The organism is Shewanella decolorationis S12 (genome assembly GCF_000485795.1).
GTDB classification, from domain to species: Bacteria; Pseudomonadota; Gammaproteobacteria; order Enterobacterales; family Shewanellaceae; genus Shewanella; species Shewanella decolorationis.
This window is the reverse complement of record NZ_AXZL01000067.1, coordinates 143,872-165,659: the sequence shown is the minus strand read 5'-3', so window position 1 is coordinate 165,659 and position 21,788 is coordinate 143,872. Positions and strand designations below refer to the sequence as shown.

The 21,788-nt window shown below is 47.1% G+C and carries 15 protein-coding genes; 11 read left to right on the top strand and 4 right to left on the bottom strand.

Annotation, left to right across the window (positions count from 1 at the left end; genetic code table 11):
* Window positions 1–269 precede the first annotated feature (269 nt).
* Complete coding sequence (rsmF, locus tag SHD_RS11870; protein ID WP_039978251.1) at window positions 270–1,718, bottom strand: 16S rRNA (cytosine(1407)-C(5))-methyltransferase RsmF; 1,449 nt, start codon at window positions 1,716–1,718, stop codon at window positions 270–272.
* A 146-nt stretch (window positions 1,719–1,864) separates the two neighbouring features.
* On the opposite strand from rsmF, the gene SHD_RS11865 reads away from it, so the two are divergent.
* Window positions 1,865–3,091: a nucleoside recognition domain-containing protein gene (locus tag SHD_RS11865; RefSeq protein WP_039978222.1), complete on the top strand. Its 1,227-nt coding sequence runs from the start codon at window positions 1,865–1,867 to the stop codon at window positions 3,089–3,091.
* Window positions 3,092–3,253: 162 nt separating this feature from the next.
* Here the strand turns inward: SHD_RS11865 and SHD_RS11860 are convergent, their stop codons facing one another.
* The 3 genes from SHD_RS11860 to SHD_RS11850 are packed head-to-tail and all read right to left on the bottom strand — an operon-like array spanning window position 3,254 to window position 7,131.
* On the bottom strand, window positions 3,254–5,890 hold the full coding sequence (locus tag SHD_RS11860; protein ID WP_023267336.1) for a PqiB family protein: 2,637 nt from the start codon (window positions 5,888–5,890) through the stop codon (window positions 3,254–3,256).
* Window positions 5,877–6,494 (bottom strand): paraquat-inducible protein A, encoded by a 618-nt coding sequence (locus tag SHD_RS11855; protein WP_023267335.1) that lies wholly within the window; start codon window positions 6,492–6,494, stop codon window positions 5,877–5,879. The genes SHD_RS11860 and SHD_RS11855 overlap by 14 nt, the downstream gene beginning before the upstream one ends.
* A gap of 1 nt (window position 6,495) precedes the next feature.
* The gene (locus tag SHD_RS11850; RefSeq protein ID WP_023267334.1) at window positions 6,496–7,131 is read right to left on the bottom strand and encodes a paraquat-inducible protein A; all 636 of its coding nucleotides are present in this window, start codon (window positions 7,129–7,131) and stop codon (window positions 6,496–6,498) included.
* 205 nt (window positions 7,132–7,336) lie between these two features.
* Here SHD_RS11850 and SHD_RS11845 point away from each other — a divergent pair, with 205 nt between their 5' ends.
* The 10 genes from SHD_RS11845 to SHD_RS11800 all read left to right on the top strand — a co-directional run bounded on the left by SHD_RS11845 (window position 7,337) and on the right by SHD_RS11800 (window position 21,647).
* The gene (locus SHD_RS11845; protein ID WP_023267333.1) at window positions 7,337–7,636 is read left to right on the top strand and encodes a YebG family protein; all 300 of its coding nucleotides are present in this window, start codon (window positions 7,337–7,339) and stop codon (window positions 7,634–7,636) included.
* Window positions 7,637–7,651: 15 nt separating this feature from the next.
* Entirely contained in the window at window positions 7,652–8,110 is a 459-nt protein-coding gene (locus SHD_RS11840; RefSeq protein WP_023267332.1) for a GAF domain-containing protein, read from the top strand.
* Between the two features lie 278 nt (window positions 8,111–8,388).
* Window positions 8,389–9,036, top strand: coding sequence for an RNA chaperone ProQ (proQ, locus tag SHD_RS11835; protein WP_084294874.1), 648 nt, complete (start codon window positions 8,389–8,391; stop codon window positions 9,034–9,036).
* A 28-nt stretch (window positions 9,037–9,064) separates the two neighbouring features.
* Window positions 9,065–11,116, top strand: a complete 2,052-nt coding sequence (gene prc, locus SHD_RS11830) for a carboxy terminal-processing peptidase (RefSeq protein WP_023267330.1) — start codon at window positions 9,065–9,067, stop codon at window positions 11,114–11,116.
* Between the two features lie 83 nt (window positions 11,117–11,199).
* Window positions 11,200–13,749, top strand: a complete 2,550-nt coding sequence (gene pepN / locus SHD_RS11825) for an aminopeptidase N (RefSeq protein ID WP_023267329.1) — start codon at window positions 11,200–11,202, stop codon at window positions 13,747–13,749.
* A gap of 512 nt (window positions 13,750–14,261) precedes the next feature.
* Window positions 14,262–14,477: a DUF2835 domain-containing protein gene (locus SHD_RS11820; RefSeq protein ID WP_039978219.1), complete on the top strand. Its 216-nt coding sequence runs from the start codon at window positions 14,262–14,264 to the stop codon at window positions 14,475–14,477.
* Window positions 14,478–14,815: 338 nt separating this feature from the next.
* Window positions 14,816–16,858 (top strand): DUF1302 domain-containing protein, encoded by a 2,043-nt coding sequence (locus SHD_RS11815; protein ID WP_023267327.1) that lies wholly within the window; start codon window positions 14,816–14,818, stop codon window positions 16,856–16,858.
* Between the two features lie 12 nt (window positions 16,859–16,870).
* Window positions 16,871–18,235: a DUF1329 domain-containing protein gene (locus SHD_RS11810; protein WP_023267326.1), complete on the top strand. Its 1,365-nt coding sequence runs from the start codon at window positions 16,871–16,873 to the stop codon at window positions 18,233–18,235.
* A 54-nt stretch (window positions 18,236–18,289) separates the two neighbouring features.
* Complete coding sequence (locus SHD_RS11805; RefSeq protein WP_023267325.1) at window positions 18,290–19,300, top strand: WD40/YVTN/BNR-like repeat-containing protein; 1,011 nt, start codon at window positions 18,290–18,292, stop codon at window positions 19,298–19,300.
* A gap of 31 nt (window positions 19,301–19,331) precedes the next feature.
* Window positions 19,332–21,647 carry an efflux RND transporter permease subunit gene (locus SHD_RS11800; protein ID WP_023267324.1) on the top strand — a complete coding sequence of 772 codons (2,316 nt, stop codon included), beginning with the start codon at window positions 19,332–19,334 and terminating at the stop codon, window positions 21,645–21,647.
* Window positions 21,648–21,788 lie beyond the last annotated feature (141 nt).

Genomic DNA, 21,788 nt, shown 5'->3' with positions numbered 1-21,788 from the left:
GTAAAATGGTCGTCGGTAAAGCTCGCTCCATAAAGCTAAAACCCAAAAGCTTAACTCGGTAAGACGTAAACCCATAAAAAAAGGCCCAAAACGATTCAAACTGTTTGGGCCTAGGGGAATGGCTCGTTGAAGAGCCGTGCGCTACAGATGAAAGCGACATGCAGTGCGCTTTACAATAGACTCAGTGTAGTTGAGTTTAGTGTGAGTGACACTTTCTCCGTCCCCTTTTTTAGGTTATTTCTCGCTAAAAAAATGCCGATTTATAACCATTATGTCTGCGGTGGTAGCAATAACACTTTATCTTTCACTAAGTCTCTGGGCAGGTTGTTTTTTAGTTTATTGCCTAAATGTTTAGCTATGCCTAAAGGCGCGCCGCCATAACAGACAATCACTTCGCCTTGAGCTTTGCTAGCGGTATCGAGGGGAATATCTCGTCCCATCAAATACTCTTTCGCCTGCTCATCGCTCACTTCGACGGCTTTCGCGCCATTTTTTGCCCCGGCTTTAAGCGCTTTACCCGCAAGTGCGATAATGGCTTCATGGCGGACTTTAAAGCCATGCTTACTGTGGTCGGCAAGCTTAACCCCTATCCGCTGAAAGCGCATTTTGCCAATAAAGTCTCTAAATTCATGGGGGAAGAGCCAAAACTCATCGTCGCGCACCATAATGAGATCATCGGGCAGTTCGATACCTAGATCATCGGCAAAATAGGCTTGAATGGCTTTGGCTTGTTTGGCATTCGCCTCCGTAAAGGGGAAATTCTTTTGTAATTTAGGCTCGGGTTGCAGGCGGGACACGGAGCGGGTTTTAGTCAACTTAGCGACAAAAAAGCCTTCACTGTCGTAAATTTGCGGCCAAACGTGCAAAAAGCCTTCTGGCGTAGTGGCTTTTTCAGCGCCATCAAACAATTGGCTTAAGGATTCAAATTGCACCGCATCGCCATAGGTTTGCTGTAAATATTCGCACACGCCTTGGTTTTCATGCCGATTAAGGGTGCAAGTGGAATACACTAAACTGCCACCCGGTTTTAAGGCTAAAAATGCGGATTCGATTAACGCTTTTTGGGTTTCGCTAATTTCTAGCACCTCATCGAGGGACCAAGATTTTAACGCGTCCGCATCTTTACGGACTGTGCCTTCACCGCCGCAGGGGGCATCAATCAATACCGCATCAAAACTTTCATACAGATACTCGCCAAATACCCGTCCATCAAAGTGGGTCAGGGCGCAGTGACTCGCGCCCATGCGCAGCACATTGGCATGGAGCACTTTGACGCGGCTGGCGGAATATTCATTGGCGACTAATAAGCCTTGATTATTCATCAATGCCGCCATTTGAGTGGTCTTAGAGCCAGGCGCAGAGGCTAAATCTAATACACATTGCCAATCCGCATTTGGGGTAAATAGCGCTGTGGGGGGCAACATGGAGCTGGCTTCTTGGATGTAGAACAGTCCCTGAATATGCTCTAGGGCGTTGCCGAGCTGCTCTTCTTCATCGTAGCTTATCCAGAAACCATCCTCACACCAGGGAATAGGCTCAAAGGTCCATCCCTTAGGCTGCATTAATTGCTTAAAGTCTTCACTGCTGATCTTTAAGGTGTTGACGCGAATCGAGCGACGTAGTGGTCTCGAACAGGCCGCGATAAAGTCATCCATTGAGAGATGGGCGGGCAGTTCTTGGGCAATAGTATTGATAAAATTTTGATTTAATTGAACCATAACGGGATTAGGCTGTGTATCAACTGCGGCAAGTATATCATAATCCCTTATCGGGCTGGGATTTTCTCCCTTGGCTTTTGCCATCCAAAACCAGTCATTAAAGCAACATAAAGACAAAGCATGAATAAAAATAAGGAAGGGGCTGAGTGCTAAATCGGGTGTGGTTAGTGTTTTTCCTCACGTCGCTGCTGGCGATGGCGGTACAGCTGTTTAATGGCCATATCGAGGTGCTTGCCAACGCGGTAGAGGCCCTGTTTGCCAGCGCTAAACTCGCCGCTGAAATCGCTTTAGGCTTAGTGGGCGTTTTGTCCCTGTGGATGGGATTAATGCGAATTGGTGAAAAGGCAGGGGTTGTTGGGGCAATTGCTTTTGTGTTTGAGCCGCTGCTGCGCCGCTTAATGCCCGAAGTGCCCAAGGGACACCCCGCATTTGGCAGTATGACGATGAACTTAACGGCCAACGTATTTGGGCTAGATAATGCTGCAACGCCATTGGGATTAAAGGCAATGCAGGATTTGCAGAGTCTTAATCCGGTCAAAAGCGTCGCGACCAATGCGCAAATTCTATTTTTAGTGCTCAATACCTCCTCGGTGACCTTAGTCCCTGTTACTGTGTTCTTGTACCGTGCCCAACAGGGCGCTGCCGCACCTGCGGACATTTTTTTACCCATTCTGCTCGCAACCTCTGCCTCGACATTAGCTGGGCTTCTGATTGTTGCCTTTGTTCAGCGGCTTTCACTACTCAATGCCGTGGTACTAGGTTATGGCGCAGTTATCCTCTCAGCATTAGTTGCCAGTGGCTTTTATTTGATGACCTTAACGGCAGACGCGATTGGCACAGTATCGACCGCCTTGGGCAACGGGGTATTGCTACTGTTAGTCTTCAGTTTTGTGCTGGTGGCGGGCGTGAGAAAAGTAGCAATTTATGATGAGTTTATTGAAGGTGCCAAGGCGGGGTTTAACCAATCGATTCAACTTATTCCGTATCTGTTAGCCATGCTGCTGGCGATTGGTTTACTGAGGACATCGGGCGCGTTGGATTATTTGCTGCAATTGATTGCCAGTGGGGTGAGTCTTTTCGGATTTGATACTCGCTTTGTCGATGCGATGCCAACCGCATTAATGAAACCTTTTAGCGGTTCGGGCGCGCGGGCCATGATGCTCGAAACCATGGCGCACCATGGTGTTGACTCCTTTGCGGGGCGCTTGGCGGCGATTTTCCAAGGGAGTACTGAAACGACTTTCTATGTGCTGGCCGTTTATTTTGGCTCCGTTGGGATCCGTCACGGGCGTCATGCGCTCGCCTGTGGTTTAACGGCCGACTTTGCAGGGATCTGCGCCGCGATTGCGGTTTGTTATTGGTTTTATGGCTGAGGATGTGAAGCGAAATGCTGATTGATGGCGATGGTAAAGACCTTCGCTGTAGCAGATAAAAATCAGGCGCATTAGAGTTTATCTAATGCGCCGGATTTTTAAGTGACATCGAATTCGCTAGGCTTATTATCAAGCTGGCCAAACTACAGATAAGGCTTGATTTTATTGGGCTGGAGCCCATTCATGCCATTCGCTCTGGGCCTTATGTTGCAACTTAATCACAGCACCTTGGCTTAAGCGATTACCTGCTTGTGTCGTTTCCTTGGTGGCGACATTAATGCCGCCCGCCAATAGGGTTTCGAGCGAGCCGGCTTCAATTTGCGCACCAGAGAAAATCCCCACATCGACTTTGATGCCTGAAGCGTCCCAGAACTGGCTGCTCTGATTCACTAAGTGACTGTACTGCGGCTCAATATGTGCTTGCATTAGCACGCTGTTGCCTTGAGACGACAGGCTATAACCATCGATTTGGCCGATTTTTATGCCACGGAAGAAGATAGGCGTGCCGACTTTCATCGAGCCAAGGTTGCTATCCTCTAAGGTAAACTTAAGCGCATCTTCGGCCACGTTGGCATAGCTGCTCTCAACCAATTTGACTTGGAAGTGGTTGGCTTTTTGGTTGCTCTTGCCCGGTAACACGCCAATATAAGGCCCAGTAATTAAGGTTTCTGGCGCTTTAATCCCCGCTAAGGAGATTTGCGCGTCAACCATATGGTATTCAGTATCACTGTGGCTGAAGTGCTCAGCATATTCACCATAGAGATAAGCCGTTGCAGTGAGGGTAGTTAAGTCGGCATTGAGCTTAACTTGCGTTACTTCACCCACTTGATGACCTTGATAACGAATGGCGGCTTTGGCAGCCAATTTCGCCGAGGCGGGTAAGGTGAGTTTGATGGCTTGAGCCTGGGCTAAGGCGAGCTGTTTGCTTTCGTATAGTTTAAGTGCCGCATTAGGCTCAGTCGTTGAACTATCCAACAAACCTAAGCTGATGCTGCCTTTTAATGCGCCCTGTAGTGGCGCAACGGCGACATCAATACCCGCAAGACTGGCGCTGACATCCACGGCACTGTTGCGCCAAAACACTTTAGGTTTTTGCACTAAGGGTTGGAATTGCTTATCGATAGCGATTTTAATGGCAAAGTCTTCGGTTTTACTCTGCCAGTTGACTGATTCCACGCTACCGATTTGCATTTTTTTATAGTAAATCGGAGAGCCTTGGCTGACATCGGCGCCATCGACACTGGTGAGGGTAAAGTACAGACGTTGCTGCCGAGCAAAAAACTGTTTTGCTTCATCTATTGAGCTAAAGAGTGACAGGCGGGTATTCGCCGCAAGTGGTGTGTCGCTCGTTCCTGGGATAAGACTTACAGCCCCTTTGGTGAGGGTAGCCATATCACGGGTTTTCACCGACACGCCATCGAGTGAGGCATCGATGCTTAGCGCCGACTCGGGGATAAAATAGCTATCACTGCGAACTAAGCTAGCAAACTCAGGTTGCAGCTCGAGTTGATATTCAACGGCCGACAGATCTTTGGTTAATCTCACCGCCAGCACCTCACCGATAGGCAGCTGCTTGTAACGCACTTCAGCACCAGCGGTGAGGCCCATATTTTCAGTTGAGGTGATAGTGAGCTGGCGCTTCTTGGCCTTTAATAGGTCGGGCGCCGACTCTTGCAGGACAAAACTACTCGGCAGCGCCGTATTGGCATTGGTGCCGGGTAAAAAATTAATCACGCTGCCCGTGAGTAAGCGTTCGGGATTTTTGATCCCAGAGAGCGAAATATCGGCGCCTTCAAGCCAAAACAGTCCGTCACTGGTTAATAGGTTAGCGTATTCTGGCTCAAACTTTGCCACTGCAGTCACGCCTGTTGCGGTGAGTTGTTTGCTCTGCAGGGTGCCAATGGTGATGCCGCGATACACAATGCGAGTGCCCTTATCAATCGCATTGCCATCGCTCATGGTCAGGCTGACTTCAATCCCGCCATGGGCGCTGGTTTCGGAATCATAGAGGGCAAAACTGTCACCATTTTGTGCCACAGGCGCTTTATCATCGGAGCTAAAGCTCACTCCACCCGCCAGAATCGAAGCAAGGCTTTCTGTGTTGACTTTAATACCCGCTAAACTGGCGTCGACTTTCACGCCGGATACGTTCCAAAAGTGCGAGTTTTTCTTCACTAAACGCGCATATTGCTCTTGGATAAAGGCGCTGATAATCACTCTGGCGTTGCCATCTAAACGGTAGCTGACCACGCTGCCGACAGGGATCTGACGAAAGAACACTGGCGAGCCTACGTCCAACGAGCCGAGTTTATCGGCCGTCAGTTCAATCATTACCCCTTCAGTACCGATTTGCATCGGGGGTGGTTGACGCTCAGCCTCGAAGAAAGTGGCGGCATTGCCTTTACCGGGCTGAATCGCGATATAGTTGCCCGAAAACAGCGCATCTAAGCCTTCAACACCCGTGATGCTGGCTTTTGGGGTGACTAACCAAAAGAGGGTCTCTTTATTTAAGAAAGGCTTAGCGCGATAGTCCATCATGACTTTGACGTTTACGCCCTTAAGATCCTCATCGATACCAATGTCTTTAACCTTACCCACGGTAAGACCTTGGTATTTGACTAAGGTTTTACCCACGTCGATCCCCGTGGCACTGGGGAAGTGGATCTGAATTTCAATGCCCGATTCTTTGATGCTCTTAATGCCCAGCCATGCGCCGAGTGCGAGCGCCACAATTGGGAGCAGCCAAATCGGCGAAAAGAGTTTTTTCTTCACAACTTTTGGCGATTCAATTTGTGTCATCTTGAGGTTCCAATCGATCCCAGAGTAAACGAGTGTCTAAAACTTTTGCGGCAAGTTGCGTCAGTAAAATCACCAATGCAAACGCCGTGGCCGCAGGTGCAGGCTTTGCATCGAGTAGTTGCCCCATATTTACGAGGGCAACAGTTAAGGAGATCACAAATAAATCAAGCATCGACCAACGGCCGATCCACTCGATGATATGAAATCCCACCATAAGTTTCTTCTTTGAAATCGGCAGATTGAAGCTGATGGCACACAGGTAAGTTGCCAAACCAATAATCTTCACCCAAGGGACTAGAATACTGGCAATAAACACAATAATCGCGATGGGTAGCATATCCGAATGCACTAAATGGATAATGCCTGAGAAAATGGTGTCGTGACGAACCTTTCCCTGATTAGTCAAAACGGTAATCGGGTAGAGATTGGCCGGAATCAATAAAATAGCCGCGGTTATAAGCAGTGCCCAACTTTTTTGTAAGCTACTGTAATCGCGAACCTGTAACTCGGCTTCACAGCGGCTGCAATGAGTGTTTTCACTGCTATTGAGCTGTCTGCACACTCGGCAGAGACACAGGCCTAAATCTTTCCCCTGCTGCTTCATCTTAGCGGTGCCCCTGCATCAGTAGACTCCACATATGCTCAATATCGTATTCCCGCTGTAAGAACAGGGTGACTAAAAAAAGCATGGTGAAGCAAAAAGTGCCCATCCCGAAGTAAATGTCCGAAAAATCAGATAATTGAAATGAAGAAACTAGAAAGCTAATCACATAAATCTCAAGCATGGTGAGCTGAGATAGCAGCCCTTGCAGCTTTAATAGCTGTTTGAGGCTATGGCGCCAAAAGGGGCTGCCAAGTCCCCATTTGACAACCAAAATCTGGCTGAGGATCGATAGGATCAACAAACCCGGTCCAATCACGGCGGCCGCGAGCACGGCTAACCCCACGACCCAATAACCTTGGTCGAACACCGCAAAGGCGCCTTGAAATACTGTGGTGGTGCGAATGCTGCCCAAAAAGTGGATTTCGAGCACAGGGAAAAAATTGGCGGGGAAGTAAAACACCAGTGCGGTAATACACAGTGCCAACATGCCGTTTACAGAGCAGTATGGTGTGTCATAAAGCGCAGTATTGCAGCGCGGACATAACGCCCTAACCCCCGTAGGCAAGGCGCGCTTTCGAATGGCTAAGTCGCAGGAACGACAAAGGGTTACAGAGTTTTCTGCTGTATTTTTATGCATATAAAGATATTAATTTAGCCCCAAAGCTATAAAGAGAGCAAATAGTCCGCAATAAAACCAAATTATAGGGTGAGACAGCACATTGCTTGACCCATCTCAATAATGCAAAACTCTCACATAATATCAGAATAATCAGAACACTTGCATCACTAGTTCACTTTATGTCATTCTGGTTACTGTATATAAAAACAGTGCGAGGACAGTCATGGCAGTTATTACACAGTTTGTCGTGGTAAGAGAAGGGGTGGAAAAGATGACATTCACATCGAAAAAGGAGGCTGATGCCTACGATAAGATGCTCGATATCGCTGACAACCTCATTCCATTTATTCAAAAAGCGCAGCTTGGGATTGATGAAACAGTGAGCGAACAGCTGGCATTCTATTTTGCTAACAATAAAGATGAGCTGACAAACTTGCTTAAAGGCGTCGTTCAAGTTAATAGTACGCCATCAAAACAAACTGCAGCGAAAAAAACGTCTAAAAAGGACGATGCTGTCGAATAACACGTTAGGAAGTTTATGAAACCGCAATTTTATGAGTCACTGAATCGTCAAGCATTGGCCTTACTCGAGGGTGAGGATGATTTAGTGGCTGCCATGGCTAACTTTTCTGCCTTGCTAAACGATAATTTGACCGAACTGAACTGGGTCGGTTTTTACGTAATGCGTGGCGAACAGCTGGTACTGGGTCCTTTCCAAGGTAAAGTTGCCTGTACCCGTATTCCAATGGGGAAGGGCGTGTGCGGTACCGCCGCGCAAACCAATCTGACACAACGTGTCGCCGATGTGCATCAATTCGATGGTCACATTGCCTGCGATTCGGCCAGTAATTCTGAAATTGTTATCCCAGTCCGGGCCGACGGTAAGGTTGTGGCCGTGCTGGATATCGATAGTCCTATTTTTGACCGCTTCGATGAAGAGGACCAAAAGGGCTTGGAATTATTGGTAAAAAGCTTCGAAAACTGCCTATTTGCTTAATTTGCGTACAATAACGCATAATTCATAGTCGCAATCGGTGGCGTGCGCCTTATAATAGCGCATGCACTGATAAGGCTTATGTTGAGCACAGCCAAAATAAGCCTTATAGGTTCTGCCGTAAAAAATTGTTAACTTATATTTTTTAACTTTAGTTAACTCGGCGAGAATGCTAATTTGTACTTTGGCTCGTAAGTGGGCTTAACCAAGATAAACGACTCGTAACAAGCTGATTTTTATCACCTCGGATTCGATGTCCCTTTTAAACTGTGGAAGTAATGATGGAATCAACAGATAAGTTGACCGACACCAACGCAATTTTGGCGTATTTGTATGAAACATTTCCTTTGTGCTTTATTGCTGAAGGTGAAACTAAGCCATTAAAAATCGGATTGTTTCAAGATTTGGCTGAAAGGTTGGCTGATGATTCTAAAGTCAGTAAAACTCAACTGAGAGTTGCCTTAAGACGTTACACCAGCAGCTGGCGCTACCTGAAATCGGTAAAAGCCGGTGCACAGCGTGTCGATCTTGATGGTCAGCCTTGTGGTGAGTTAGAGCAAGAGCATATTGATCATGCTCAAGCCATGTTGAAAGAAAGCCAAGAAAAAGCCAAAGCTAAGCGTGCTGCTCAAGCACCGAAAGCGGCACCTGCTGGCAAAGCGCCTGCGAAAAAAGCCCCTAAAAAAGTCGCTGTGCCAGCGCGTAAAACAGGACGTCCTGTCAAAGCTGCTCCTAAGATCGAGTCGGCTCCAACAGTTAACTTGGTGCAAGCGCAATTGACTGACTTGGCGAAGAAGCAACGTGTCAATGTTAAGTTAGGTATGACGCCAGTAGCCGGCGTGATCACCGACATTAACAAAGAGGATATACACGTTCAGCTCGATAGCGGCTTAACTGTGAAAGTGAAAGCGGAACATATCCTGCTGTAACCATTTAATCAAACGGAGTAACTTGTTGATGCGAAAACTCACTTTGGCTACATCTATTGCCACTGTTTTTGTCGGATTCTCGGCTTGGGCTGTTTCCCCTACTATTCAAATCAGCGAGTTACCCACTCTCAAGCAGGAAGCGCAGCATAAAGTGGCCAGTAAGCGAGTAACAGATTTATACACTCGTTCCCACTACCATAGATTTACATTAGATGATGCGTTTTCTGCTCAGATTTTTGATCGTTACCTGCAGCAACTCGACTACCGTCGTAATGTGTTGACGCAAGCTGATGTCGACAGCTTTAAACCCTATATCAATCAGTTTGACGACATGCTGAGCTCGGGTGAACTCGAGCCTGCTTATAAGATGTTTGATTTGGTTCAGAAACGTCGCTACGAAGGTTTTGTGTATGCACTCTCCCTACTCGACAAAGAGATGGATTTCACCGTGCCGGGTGATGCCTACGAATACGATAGGGAAGATGTTGCTTGGCCAAAAGATCAAGCCGAGATCAACGAATTATGGCGTCAACGTGTTAAATACGATGCGCTGAATCTGAAACTCACTGGCAAGAAATGGCCTGAAATCGTTGATATTCTGCAAAAGCGCTATAACAACGCCATCAAGCGTCTGACTCAGACCAATAGCGAAGATGTGTTCCAAGCGGTGATGAATGCGTTTTCTCGCAGTATCGAGCCACACACTAGCTATTTATCGCCCCGTAATGCTGAGCGTTTCCAAATGGAAATGAACTTAAGCCTCGAAGGGATTGGTGCGCAGTTACAGCTCGAGGACGATTACACTGTCATCAAGAGTTTGATTGCAGGTGGTCCTGCGGCCAGCAGTGAAAAACTATCACCAGAAGATAAGATCGTCGGCGTCGGCCAAGAAGGCGGTGAGATTGTTGATGTGATCGGCTGGCGATTAGACGATGTGGTCGATCTGATTAAAGGCCCTAAGGGCAGTAAAGTCGTATTACAGATTTTACCTAAGAAGGGCGGTTCTAACGCTAAGCCGTTTAATCTGACCTTAGTGCGCGACAAAATCCGTTTAGAAGACCGTGCGGCGACCTCAAAGATCATCGAACCGAAAGACGGTGAATACGCCAACCGTAAGGTGGGTGTGATTCAAATTCCTGGTTTCTATATGAACTTATCCCAGGACGTCGAAAAAGAATTGGTGAAGTTAAACGAAGCCAAGGTTGAAGGTGTCGTTATCGATTTGCGTGGTAATGGCGGCGGTGCGTTAACTGAAGCCGTGTTACTGACCGGACTCTTTATCGATATGGGCCCTGTAGTGCAAGTGCGTGACGCCGATGGTCGAGTGTCTGCCCACCGTGATAACGATGGCAAGACGACCTACGCAGGCCCGTTAACCATTATGGTTGACCGTTACAGTGCATCAGCTTCTGAAATTTTTGCCGCTGCCTTGCAAGATTACGACCGTGCGCTGATTGTCGGTGAGTCAAGCTTTGGTAAAGGTACAGTGCAGCAGCATAAGAGCCTAGGTCGTATTTACGATATGTACGAGAAGCCGATTGGCCACGTACAGTACACGATCCAAAAGTTCTACCGTATCAACGGTGGCAGCACTCAGCTCAAGGGCGTAACCCCGAACATTGCTTACCCAAGTGCGTTAGAGCCGGGTGAATACGGTGAAGCGGAAGAGAAGAATGCTCTACCTTGGGACAAAGTGCCGATGGCGCAATACGGTACTCTCAACGACATTACTCCAGAATTAGTGGCCAGTTTAGAGAAGAAACACCTTGCCCGTATTCAAAACGATGTTGAGTTTAACTATATCAACCAAGATATTGCCGACTTTAAAAAGCATCATAAAGAGAAAACTGTCTCCTTAGTTGAAAGTGAGCGCATTGCCTCGCGTGAAGCCGATGAGAAGAAAGTCCTCGATAGAACCAACGAGCGTCGTGTTGCCCATGGTTTAGCCGCGGTTAAATCGATGGAAGACATTAAAGATAAAGACGACGTTGAAGCACCGGATGCCTTCTTAGATGAAACGGCCTATATCACCTTAGATATGGCGGATGCAAAAAAGCTGGCTAACGCTGGCACTAAATAGGCGGTTATCACGTCTGTTTACCTTATCTTAAAACGCGCTTATGGCGCGTTTTTCTTATTTAGAACAGTGTTAAAGGGAACGACATGACACAAGCTCAAGCAAAATACCTTAAAGATTATCAAGCTCCCCAGTTCACGATTGAAACTATTGATTTAGATTTTAATCTCGATGGTAAAAACACCCTAGTTAAAGCCATTAGCAAAGTTAAACGTACATCTTCCCATACCAATCCCTTAGTGCTCGATGGTGAAAGTTTGACCTTGGTGAGTGTGGCTATTAATGGACAAGCGGCGACGTATCGCGAGAGTGAAGGGCAGTTGTTAATCGAGACAACCCTGAATGAGTTTGAGCTGACTATCGTTACTCAACTGGATCCCGAGGCCAACTCAAGCCTCGAAGGGCTTTATATGTCCGACGGCGCCTACTGTACTCAGTGCGAAGCCGAAGGCTTTAGACGTATCACGTATTTTCTCGACCGCCCAGATGTATTAGCTAAATACACAGTGCGAATCGAGGCCGACAAACTGGCGTTTCCTTTCCTGCTTAGCAACGGTAACTTGATTGAAAATGGCGAGCTCGATGGGGGGCGCCATTACGTGCGTTGGCAAGATCCCTTCCCAAAACCTGCTTACCTGTTTGCCTTAGTCGCTGGCGATTTCGATCTGCTACAGGATGAGTTTATCACTCGCAGTCATCGTAAAGTGGTACTGCAGGTGTTTGTCGATAAAGGTAATTTACACAAAGCGCACCATGCGATGGCGTCCCTGAAAAAGTCGATGGCTTGGGATGAATCTCGTTTTGACTTAGAATACGACTTAGATATCTACATGATAGTCGCGGTCGACTTTTTCAATATGGGGGCGATGGAAAACAAAGGCTTAAACATCTTTAATACCAAGTATGTGTTGGCCGATACCTTGACCGCAACCGATGAGGATTACCACGGCATTGAATCTGTGGTCGGCCATGAGTACTTCCACAACTGGACGGGGAACCGCGTGACTTGCCGTGACTGGTTCCAATTAAGCCTCAAGGAAGGCCTAACAGTGTTCCGCGATCAGGAATTTAGTTCGGATCTAGGCTCACGTGCAGTGAACCGAATTCACGCAATTAAAGTCATCAAAAACCAGCAGTTTGCTGAAGACTCAGGCCCAATGGCGCATCCGATCCGCCCCGAGTCTGTGATTGAGATGAATAATTTTTATACCGTCACTGTGTATAACAAGGGCGCCGAAGTCATTCGCATGATGCACACCCTGTTGGGTGAAGCCCATTTCCAAGCGGGGATGAAGTTATACTTCAAGCGTCACGATGGACAAGCCGTGACCTGCGATGATTTTGTGGCGGCGATGGAAGATGCCAGTGGAATCGATTTAACTCAATTTCGCCTCTGGTATAGCCAAGCGGGCACGCCAATTGTTACCGCAAGCGACAGTTTTAATGCTGACACAGGGACTTATCAGTTAACACTCAAGCAAACCTTAGCTGGCTGTGCTTCACCCTTGCATATTCCCTTTAGCTTAGAGCTGTTAGATGAGAAAGGGCAATCGCTGGTAAACCAAGTGCTCGATTTTACTCAAGCAGAGCAAGTGTTTAGCTTTGAAGGATTAAACCATAAACCCGTTGCCTCCTTACTACAGGATTTCTCTGCACCGGTTAAATTGCACTATCCCTTTGAAATCGATCAACTCGTGCATCTGATGCGCTTTGCTTCGAGTGAAGTGGCGCGTTGGGAAGCGTCGGTGGCGCTCGTGAGCCAAGCGATTTGGCAAAATGTGGCGCATTTACAGCAACATCACACTATGACATTAGATGAGCGAGTGAAAGATAGCTTTAAAGGTGCCTTACTTGATGAGCAGTTAGATCAAGCGCTGATGGCGGAGATTTTAGCCATACCATCGGCTTCTGCTTTGATTGAGCAAACCGATACCGTTGATTTAGATGCCTTAGCCTTAGCCCGTGAATTTGTGCTCATAGAGCTTGCCGCCTATTGTGAAGATGAGTTAACGGCGCTGTATCGCTCATTGGTAAACCGTGATTGCACTAAAGCGCGCGCGTTAAAGAATCAATGCCTTAACTGGTTGAGCCGAGTCAGTAGCGATGCCGAAAGCTTTGTGGTTGAGCAGTTTGAAAAGGCTGCCAATATGACCGACTCACTCGGTGCATTAAGTGCGGCAAATGTAGGCTCGTTACCTTGCCGTGCACATTTGATGGCAATGTTTGAAGCACGCTGGCGCGATACGCCGCTGGTGATGGACAAATGGTTTATGTTGCAGGCGACCCATGATGTTGAAGGGGTGATTGATAGCTTGCGTCAATTACAGCAACACGCGAGCTTTAGCATGAGCAATCCTAACCGCGTGCGTTCACTGATTGGCAGCTTTGCTACGGGGAATATTTACCAGTTCCACCGCGCCGATGGTAAAGGTTACGAGTTTTTAACTGAATGCCTTATCAGCTTAAATAAACTCAACCCGCAGGTTGCAGCGCGTATGGTGACGCCACTTATCCAATTCAGTAAGTTTGATGAGGAGCGTCAAGCCAAGATCAAGGCTTGTTTAACACGATTACTGGTGTTACCAGAGCTTTCAAAGGACTTATTCGAGAAAGTATCTAAAGCCTTGGCGCAATAAGAGTTGGGCGAGGGCAGCGTTTTGCTGCCCTTATCCTTTAAGCCGTTTTCCGCGAAAATTTGCAAACTGCTGGATATTTTGTGGCTTGATGTCGTGCGTCTTAAAGTGAGTGTCTTTGATTTAGATGCTAAACACATAGAGGTTTGAACGTTGAGCTCAAGGAAAAAAAGCCTTAGAAGTAAGGGGCTATCAATGCGTACTCTATGTATTAGTACCTTGGAATAAGCACCTTTACTCCTTTTTAAACCCTGTGAAATTGCGCTCTTTTGGATGAATGCACGATAAGTGGCATACCTTAGTTATACTCTTTTGCTCGTTAAGTTAAACCTAAGGAAAGCCGCGTTATACTGTGGAATCTAAGGTTCCGTAGTGATACAGCGCTGTAGCAGTTAGATTATGAGTTACTGTAAGTCCTTATAGTTTATTTACTTTTTGGCGAGTCGAATAACGTCACGCATTTTCGCCATAAAGCCTGCTTGGTTCAGCAGGCGCAGATTATTTTGAGTATCAATATGGAATTGTATTTTAAGTTAACGCTAAGTTATCAAGATTTTTTGCCTTATTATCAAGGTCTTGCTGATAAAGTCGAAGTGCGTGAGCGTCAAGGGCGAATACTCTGGATTAATGGTCGACATTTTAGGCGTTTTTTGACCGAAAATGGTATCCATGGTCAGTTTAAACTTGTGCTCGATGACAAAGGACAGTTTGTGTCCCTTGAGCAGTTATAGTAACAAATTGTTGATTTTTGGTTAGAGTAATTACTTTAAACGGTCGACTAATTACAAACATGAAAACATGATATTTTCTTTGTGATTATGTTAATGAAATATATGGTTTTTTATTTTATTCCCCGCCTGCATTCCTATCTACTACTTTGCTAATTTAAATCCGATCTTTACTCAAGATGACATAAATGTGTCTACGTGCTTAATTCTTCGGAAAATTTTCTCTAACTGTGCCTTGCTCATAGGGATTAATTGCTGTAATAATGATGTTACCTGTGAGCTAACAAGATGTTGGTTGTAATTCCAAGAACAAAGAATCCAGCAGGGTACGGAGAGCTAAAATGAAAATTGTTAAAAAAAGTTTTAACAAGTCGGCGCTTGCTTTGGGGGTGGCGTCGGCATTGAGTTTATTGATGGTGTCGAATGTTAATGCGGTTGCGTTCGATTGGGGAGACGTTCAAGGTACTTTTGACTCCACTTGGACCGCGGGTGCCAGTTGGCGTGTGGGAGAGCGCGATTGGGATGGGCAAATCGGTAAGGTTAATCAACCACAGTTTGATTGGTCTAATTACACCGCATTTGGTAACACAAAGTACACTTCTGCTGAGATTTGGGCACAACCTGGTTCTTACTCTAGCAACAACGATTTGAGTAATTTACTTTATTCTCAAGGTGATACTACATCTGAAATCGTTAAAGGATTGCACGAGTTATCCCTTAAGTACGAGAACTATGGCCTGTTCGTTCGTGGTATGTATTTCTACGATCGTAAGCTAAACGATGGTAATTACGACTTCAATGACCCGTTAACCGGGAAAGAATACGATCCTTGCCGCGATAGCAAAGCTTCTGAAGTGCAATGTAAGGACATCCGTCTGCTGGATGCCTTCGTATACGCGAATTTTGATTTAAACGATGGTGCCAACCCGCTTTCTATCCGCGTAGGTAACCAAGTGGTTTCTTGGGGTGAAAGTACGCTGATCGCCCACGGTATTGGTGAAATCAACCCTGTCGATTTGAACATCCTGAACGCGCCTGGCGCGGAACTTAAAGAAGCTTTCCGTCCTCAGGGTATGGTGTGGGCCTCATTGGGGATTACCGAAAACCTATCGGTAGAAGGTTTCTATCAATATGACTGGGAACCCGTTTGGATCCCAACGCCTGGTTCGATTTTTGCGACTAACGATTTCGCCGGTTACGGTGGTTATAACCAGAACGCGCAATTAGGCTTTAACGCCAACCCAGATATCAATTTAGACTTCTTGACGCAGGAATATCAGAAACTCGCTGGCATGATCGCAAGTGGTCAAACGATTCCTACACAGCAATTGGTGGCGATGGCACTGGCTTATCCAACGAAAGTGACGTTAGTGCAAGATGAGCAAGCCCCAAGCAACGGTGGCCAGTATGGTATCAAGCTAGGTTATTATGCGCCTGAATTGGGCGATACCGAGTTTGGTTTCTACTTTATGAACTACCACAGCCGCCGTCCGCTGATCAGCGGTACCGCCGCCGATTTTAGCACTGGCGCACTGTTGTCAGACCTTGCAGTTCTCGGTCAAAACGCGGGTGATATTAACCGTGAATTGCTGCTCAGCTTAAAGAGCTTCTCTAAGGCGCAAATTGTTTATCCTGAAGACATCAAGCTTTATGGTTTCAGTTTTAACACTTCATTGGGCGATACCTCAGTCGGGGCTGAAATTGCTCACCGTCAAGACGAACCGCTGCAAATCGATGACGTTGAACTGCTATTTGCGGGTATGCCACAACAGTTAGCCAATGCGGGTATTCGCCCCGATTTCGATGGCATTTCACAGATTGATGGTGTACAGCCTGGCGAAACCGTTGACGGTTTTATCCGCCTCGATACCACTCAAGCGCAAGTCACCTTCACGCATTTATTCGGTCCTACCTTGGGATTAGATAACTTGACGATGTTGGCTGAAGTCGGTGGGGTATGGATCCACGATATGCCAGGTTTTGATGAACTACGTCTTAATGGCCCAGGTACCGCACGTTCTGGCGGTAATCCCGATATGCCTGGCATCATCCAAGCCCTGCACAATGGTCCAGAAACTAACCCATTCCCAACAGATTTCGCGTGGGGATACCGTCTGGTGGCGAAAGCAGAGTTTAACAACTTGTTTGCGGGCGTGAACATGTCACCACGGTTGATTTTCTCACACGATGTTGACGGTATTACGCCAGATCCAATGTTCCTCTTTACCGAAGGACGTAAGTCAGTGGCCTTAGGTCTGAATTTTGAATACCAAAACCGTTGGGGTGCGGACTTATCCTACAACAACTTCTTTGGCGGAGTGGGAACAACCAACGCGATGTCAGATCGTGATTATATTTCTTTCAATATCAAGTATTCGATCTAAAGGACTATAACAATGAAGAAACTGTCGATATTGGCAAGTGCTGTCGTAATGGCGCTTGTAGCACCAGCAGCGATGGCAAAAGTCTCCGAAGCAGAAGCAGCCAAGCTGGGTAACGAATTGACGCCATTAGGCGCAGAAAAGGCTGGCAATGCTGATGGCTCTATTCCGGCTTGGGATGGCGGTATTACTAAGCCTGTCGCTGGTTATACTAAGGGTATGCATCACCCTGATCCTTTCCCAGAGGATAAAATTGAATTTACCATTACCAATGCTAACAAAGCCCAATACAAGGATTTTTTGACTCCTGGTCAAATGAAATTGTTCGAGCTTTACCCAGATACTTACAAGATGAATGTGTATAAAACGCGCCGCAGCGCGTCAGTACCGCAATTTGTCTATGATGCGACCAAAGCCAACGCCACTCGCGCTGAACTGGTTGCACAGGGTAACGGTATTGCGGGCGCATCGATTGGTATTCCATTCCCGATCCCTGCCAATGGTTTAGAAGCGATTTGGAACCATATTCTGCGCTTCCGTGGTGTGGATGTGGAAACTTCACGTAGCCAAGCGGCACCAACGGCCGATGGCAGCTACACCTTAGTGGAAACCGCTGAGGAAATTCGCTTCGAATATTCCCGCCCTGAAATCACCCTTGATCAATTAAAGGCCAGCAACACGCTGTTCTACTTTAAGCAAGTGGTGACTCAGCCAGCTCGTTTAGCAGGTACGGCACTGTTAGTGAAAGAAACCATGGACCAAGAGGCGCTGCCGCGCCAAGCATGGACTTATAACACGGGTCAACGCCGCGTGCGTAAGGCACCCAACGTTGCGTTTGATACACCGGGTACCGTATCCGATGGTCTGCGCACCACAGACGATTTCGACATGTTTAACGGCTCTCCCGTGCGCTATAACTGGGAGCTTGTGGGCAAGAAAGAAATCTATATTCCTTACAACGACTACAAATTGCACTCAGACAAGTTGAAATATGATCAGATTTTAAAACCCGGTCATATTAATCCTGAGTATGTCCGTTGGGAAAAACACCGCGTATGGGAAGTAAAGGCGACACTGAAAGACGGTATGCGCCACATCTACAAAACCCGTGTGATGTATCTTGACGAAGATTCATGGCAAGTGTCGATTGCTGATCTGTATGACAACCGTGATGAACTCTACCGTGTGGCGGTTGCCCACGGCTTGAACTACTATGAAGTCCCAACACAGTGGGATACCTTAGAAGTGTTCCACGATCTGCAGTCCCGTCGTTATTTGGCCATGGGGTTAGACAACCAAAGTGGAATGTATAACTTCGATGCCAAACTGAGTGAAGCGAACTTCACGCCTGATGCACTGCGTCGTGAAGGTATTCGTTAATCAGCCACGGTATAAGGGGCGCTAAGCGCCCCTCATTAGTTTAAGGAAGTTTGTATGTCGTTTCGCATCCTTCAATGCGCCGCTGCAATCAGTGTTGGTTGTTTCTTTTCTTCCCCTTCATTTTCAGCCGTGTCTGAGACTTTCTCGCAAATTCAGCCCTTAGCGGCATCTTCTCTCGTGTTAGATATTGCCCATGCTGGACAACGTTTAGTTGCCGTGGGTGAGCGTGGCCATGTGCTCGTGCTGAAAGACACCTGGCAACAAGTGTCGACACCGACCTCGGCGCAGCTGACAAAAGTGTTCTTTTTAAATGAAAAACTCGGCTGGGCTGTCGGGCACGATGCTACTATTTTGCACACTCAAGATGGCGGCCAGACATGGTCGTTACAAATGCAGTCAACTGAAATTGAAAAACCCTTCCTCGATGTGCTGTTTCTCAATGAGCAGGACGGCATGGCCATTGGGGCTTATGGATTGTTTTATCGAACCCATGATGGTGGCAAGACTTGGGCAGAAGAATTCCACGAAGAGTTGCTGGCCGAAGAAGACGTGTCCTATTTGGCTGAGTTAAAAAATAGCGACCAAGCCGCTTATCTGACCGAACGCGCCTCGTTACTGCCACATTTTAACCGGATGATCGTGCTCAATGATGGTCGTTTGTTACTGTTAGGGGAATTGGGGCTTGTGGCTGTGTCGGCCGATAAGGGCAAAACCTTTACCCGTACTGGGTTTGATTACGACGGCTCTATGTTCAATGCCATTCAATTGCAGGATGCTGTCTACGTGATGGGATTGAGGGGACACGTATTTAAGGCGGATTTGAGCCTTGGCCAATGGGATGAGATTGAAATGCCCGTGCAGTCATCCATCAATGGCGCCTTGGTGAACTCAGATACTAGCTTGTATCTTGTGGGGAATGCTGGCGCCGTTATTCAGTTAAATCAGGATGATAGTGCGAGTATTGTCACGCGTCGCCAGGGGGAAAACTTAGTTTCGATTGCTAAAGATAACCAAGGGAATGTGTGGTTATCGGGTAGCCAAGGGCTACTCACTCTGAAGCCATAAATGATAAAACAACAATAACAGGGCCGATAAGATGTTAGAAAAACTGGTCAACGGATTTGAGTCATTTTTATTCCGCAACCGTGCTTGGGTGGTGAGCATTTTTATTTTGCTGACGGTTTTTTTGGGATACCAAGCTAGTCAATTAAAAATGGATGCGGCATTCATTAAAAATATTCCGCTTAATCATAGCTATATGCAAACCTACCTCAAACATCAAAAAGATTTTGGGGGCGCGAATAGCATTATGGTGGCGGTGGAAGACACCAGCGGTAATATTTTTAACCCTAACTTTTTCGACACCCTTAAAAACGTTCACGATCAGCTGTTTTTTATTCCCGGTGTTGACCGATCACAGGTGAAATCCTTATTTTCACCTTCGACCCGTTTTACTGAAGTGGTGGAAGATGGTTTCGCGGGCGGCCCTGTGATCCCCGCCGATTTTACGACCACCGAAGCGGGCTTGAATACGGTGCGCGATAACATTGAAAAAGCGAGCATTGTCGGACGCTTGATCGCCAATGATTATAGTGCCGCCATGGTGTCGGCCCAGTTGATGGACTTTGATCCACAAACGGGTAAGCCCTTAGATACTATCGCCTTTGCCGCTCAGCTGGAGAAGGAACTTCGCGGCAAGTATGAAACCGATAAGGTGAAAATCCATATTATCGGTTTTGCCAAGATGGCGGGTGATGTAGCCGATGGCGCCAAAGGCGTATTACTGTTCTTCGTGATTGCCATTTTGATCACGACCGTAATGGTTTATCTGTTTTCCAAGTCACTCATCCTGACACTCTTACCGTTAGTCTGTAGCTTAACGGCGGTGATCTGGCAGCTCGGTTTACTGACGGTGATTGGTTTTGGCTTAGATCCTATGTCAATTCTGGTGCCATTCCTCGTCTTTGCCATCGGGGTGAGTCACGGGGTACAGATGATCAACGCGGTCAGACGCCGAGTCATTGATGGACAAACCACCAAGGCGGCTTCAGCTTCTGCATTTCGTAGCTTATTGGTGCCTGGTGGGGTAGCGCTGCTCTCTGATACGGTCGGTTTTATCACGCTTTTATCCATTGATATCGGAATCATTCGTGAGCTGGCGATTTCGGCTTCCCTCGGGGTGGGCGTGATTATTTTCACTAACCTGATCCTGTTGCCCTTAGTGATTTCCTTCACTGAGCTTAACGTGTCGTCAAAGTGCGAGCCGACGGCAGATGAAGTGCGTGCCGAGGCGGTTTGGCGTTATCTTGCTAAATTTGCCACGCCTAAATACGCGGTAGTAGTGATTGTGGCAACCATTGCCTTGTATTTTGCGGGTCTGCAACAGGCTAATCAGATGAAAATTGGCGATCTACAGGGCGGTGCGCCAGCTCTGCACCAGGATTCTCGCTATAACTTGGATACTTTCTTCATCACAGATCATTTCTCAATCACCACCGATGTGATGACAGTGATTGTGGAAGCGAGCCCTGAGGCCTGTACTTACCACGATGTATTAAGCCAAATCGACGAGTTTGAATGGTTAGTGCGTAATACCCCAGGGGTTGAATCAACCGTGAGCTTGGCTTCTGTAGCCAAAAAAGTGAATGCGGGCTTTAACGAAGGTAACCCAAGATGGGAAGTGCTGCCCCGTACTACCGCCAGTTTAGTGCAAGCGATTGGCCAGATCCCAACAACATCGGGCTTGTTAAATGGTGATTGCTCTGTGATGCCTGTGTATCTATTTATGCAGGATCACAAGGCAGAAACTATTGAGACAGTGGTTGCCAAGGTGAAAGCGGTCGCGGCCAAAATGGACAATGATAAGCTGCAATTTAAGCTGGCATCAGGCCCAGTTGGGGTGATGGCGGCGACCAACGAAGCGGTGGCGGAAGCGCAATTGCCTATGATGATTTATGTGTATGGCGCGGTATTTGTGCTTTGTCTTATCAGCTTTAAGTCATTTAAGGCGACTGTGGCGGTAATTATTCCACTCTACGTGGTCTCTACGTTGGCGCAGGCGCTGATGACACAGCTCAATATTGGCTTAGCAGTCAGTACCTTACCCGTAATTGCGCTGGGTGTGGGGATTGGGGTTGACTATGGTATTTATATCCTGTCGACTATGTCGTCTAAGTTGTCGAATGGGATGCCAGTACAGCAAGCCTACTATGAAGCGTTAGTCGAGCGGGGCAGTGCGGTGATATTCACTGGCCTGACATTAGCGATTGGGGTGAGCACTTGGTTTTTCTCGGCGCTTAAGTTCCAAATGGACATGGGGATCCTGCTTACCTTCATGTTTGTGGTAAATATGTTAGGTGCCATAATTATCCTACCCGCATTAGCGGCTGTATTCTGGCGCCAACCTAAGTAGGTAATACGCATGGGGAGTTTAGACTCCCCATTGTGTTTGAATATAAACGCTGTTTTTTTGATTTTTTGCTCAACTGTTGTGCCATCTTTACGCCAATACTGGATTTACAGAGGATGTACCACTAAAATTTTCCTCGAAATA